Below are 2,941 nucleotides of genomic sequence, written 5' to 3' on the forward strand. Positions count from 1 at the left end.
AACCCCGTGGGAATCCGGGAGGACCATCTTCCAAGGCTAAGTACTAACCGACGACCGATAGTGCACCAGTACCGTGAGGGAAAGGTGAAAAGAACCCCTGTCAGGGGAGTGAAAGAGAATCTGAAACCTGATGCTTACAAGCTGTGGGAGCCCCACACTCACTTTAAGGCGTGAAGATGCAGTGCGTTGCCTTCATGTCTTAAAGTGAGTGCGGGGTGACCATGTGCCTTTTGCATAATGAGTCAGCGAGTTAATCTGTACTGCAAGGTTAAGCGCAAGTGGAGCCGTAGCGAAAGCGAGTCTGAACAGGGCGAAAGTAGTGCGGATTAGACCCGAAACCGGGTGATCTATCCATGAGCAGGTTGAAGCACGGGTAAAACCTTGTGGAGGACCGAACCCATAACGGCTGAAAACGTTTGGGATGACTTGTGGATAGGGGTGAAAGGCCAATCAAACCCGGTGATAGCTGGTTCTCCCCGAAATATATTGAGGTATAGCCTCGTGGATTGTCTATCGGAGGTAAAGCACTGACAGAGCTAGGGGTCCTACCAGATTACCAAACTCTTTCAAACTCAGAATGCCGATGAGATGTACCACGGGAGTCAGACAGCGGGTGCTAAGGTCCGTTGTCGAGAGGGTAAGAGCCCAGATCAACAGCTAAGGCCTCCAAATCTATGCTCAGTGGTTAAGGTGGTGACGTTGTAGAGACACCCAGGACGTTGGCTTAGAAGCAGCCATCGTTTAAAGAAAGCGTAATAGCTCACTGGTCTAATGACGTTGCGCCGAAAATGTAACGGGGCTAAGCATAGTGCCGAAGCTTTGAATTCCGCGCAAGCGGTCTGGTAGGGGAGCGTTCTTCGCGGGCTGAAGGTGTGGCGTAAGCCATGCTGGACTGCGGAGAAGTGATTATGCTGACATGAGTAACGATAAAACGGGTGAAAAACCCGTTCGCCGTAAACCCAAGGTTTTCCGGGTAAAGGTAATCTTCCCGGAGTTAGTCGGCCCCTAAGGCGAGGCTGAAAGGCGTAGCTGATGGGAAACGTGTTAATATTCACGTACTTGTGTATTCGCGCGAAGGAGGGACGCAGGAAGATAGGCGGTCCGGGTGTTGGAATACCCGGTGCAAGCAGGTAGGCATGGGAAACAGGCAAATCCGTTTCCCTGTATGCCGAGATGCGAGTCCGTGGCCGCAAGGCCTGAAGCCGCTGAGTCTCTACTGCCAAGAAAAGCTTCTAAGTATAGGATACGCAAACCGTACCGGAAACCAACTCAGGTGGGTGGGATGAATAATCCAAGGCGCTCGAGAGAACTCTGGCCAAGGAACTCGGCAAAATAACCCCGTACCTTCGGAAGAAGGGGTGCTCCTCCGGGTGATATGATTCACTTGTAGAGCCTGAGGGAGCCGCAGAGAAATGGTGGTGGCGACTGTTTACTAAAAACATAGGTCTGTGCGAAGTCCCAAAGACGACGTATACGGACTGACGCCTGCCCGGTGCCGGAAGGTTAAAAGGAGGGGTCAGCGCAAGCGAAGCTCCGAATTGAAGCCCCGGTAAACGGCGGCCGTAACTATAACGGTCCTAAGGTAGCGAAATTCCTTGTCGGGTAAGTTCCGACCTGCACGAATGGCGTAACGATCTCCACACTGTCTCGGCCAGAGACTCGGTGAAATTGAAGTCGCGGTGAAAATGCCGTGTACCCGCAGAAAGACGGAAAGACCCTGTGCACCTTTACTATAGCTTGACATTGGGATTTGAACCTGCATGTGTAGGATAGGTGGGAGACTGTGAACCCTGTACGCCAGTATGGGGGGAGTCATTGTTGAAATACCACCCTTGTTTTTTCAGGTCCCTAACCCCTCGCCGTAATCCGGCAGGGGAACAGTGTCTGGTGGGTAGTTTGACTGGGGCGGTCGCCTCCCAAAAAGTAACGGAGGCATGCAAAGGTTCCCTCAGGCTGATTGGAAACCAGCCGTCGAGTGCAAACGCAGAAGGGAGCTTGACTGCAAGAGAGACATCTCGAGCAGGTACGAAAGTAGGTGTTAGTGATCCGGTGGTCCCGCATGGAAGGGCCATCGCTCATTGGATAAAAGGTACGCCGGGGATAACAGGCTGATCGCATCCAAGAGTTCACATCGACGATGCGGTTTGGCACCTCGATGTCGGCTCATCACATCCTGGGGCTGAAGCAGGTCCCAAGGGTACGGCTGTTCGCCGTTTAAAGTGGTACGCGAGCTGGGTTTAAAACGTCGTGAGACAGTTTGGTCCCTATCTTCTGTGGGCGTTGGAAAATTGAAAGGGCCTGTCCCTAGTACGAGAGGACCGGGATGGACGCACCCCTGGTGGACCTGTTGTCGTGCCAACGGCAGAGCAGGGTAGCTATGTGCGGAAGGGATAACCGCTGAAAGCATCTAAGCGGGAAGCCTGCCTTAAGATAAGTTTTCCCTGGAGCAATCCCTGAAGGGCCGAGGGAGACTACCTCGTTGATAGGCCGGAGGTGGAAGCGCCGCGAGGCGTGAAGCTGACCGGTACTAATAGCCCGTGAGGCTTGTTTTTGATTAAAACTCCTTCCTTCCCTGTCAATTAATATTTTGACAATCTCAGAGTGTATTCTTTTGCGAGCCGGCCTTTTCCTGCCCCTCCCGCCTGGTTTTGGCGCGGATGTTGCGCTTTGGCAGGAAAGCCAGGCAGCTTGCGCAGGCAAGGGCTACCCGCCCATGACCGGAAAAACCGCGCCGCCTGCCGCGGACAAATCGCAAAAGACACAGCAAAATTTCTTTGGTGACCATGGAGGAGAGGGTACACCCGATCCCATCCCGAACTCGGCAGTTAAGCTCTCCATCGCCGATGATACTGCATATCTTCTTGCGGGAAAGTAGGCCGTTGCCAAAGATTGTTAGAAAGCCCCCGACGCCACCGGCGCGGGGGCTTTCTCTTTTGCCCCC

Annotated in this window: 2 rRNA genes (1 of these 2 only partly in view); both read left to right on the top strand. The window is 53.5% G+C overall.

The annotated features are described in order from the left end of the window. Nucleotides 1–2,552 (top strand): 23S ribosomal RNA (locus tag G7Y51_RS13010); it begins 432 nt to the left of the window's first position. 221 nt (nucleotides 2,553–2,773) lie between these two features. Next, nucleotides 2,774–2,888 (top strand): 5S ribosomal RNA (gene rrf / locus G7Y51_RS13015). Nucleotides 2,889–2,941: the final 53 nt, after the last annotated feature.

This window comes from Desulfovibrio sp. ZJ369, assembly GCF_011039085.1.
Taxonomy (GTDB): Bacteria; Desulfobacterota; Desulfovibrionia; order Desulfovibrionales; family Desulfovibrionaceae; genus Desulfovibrio.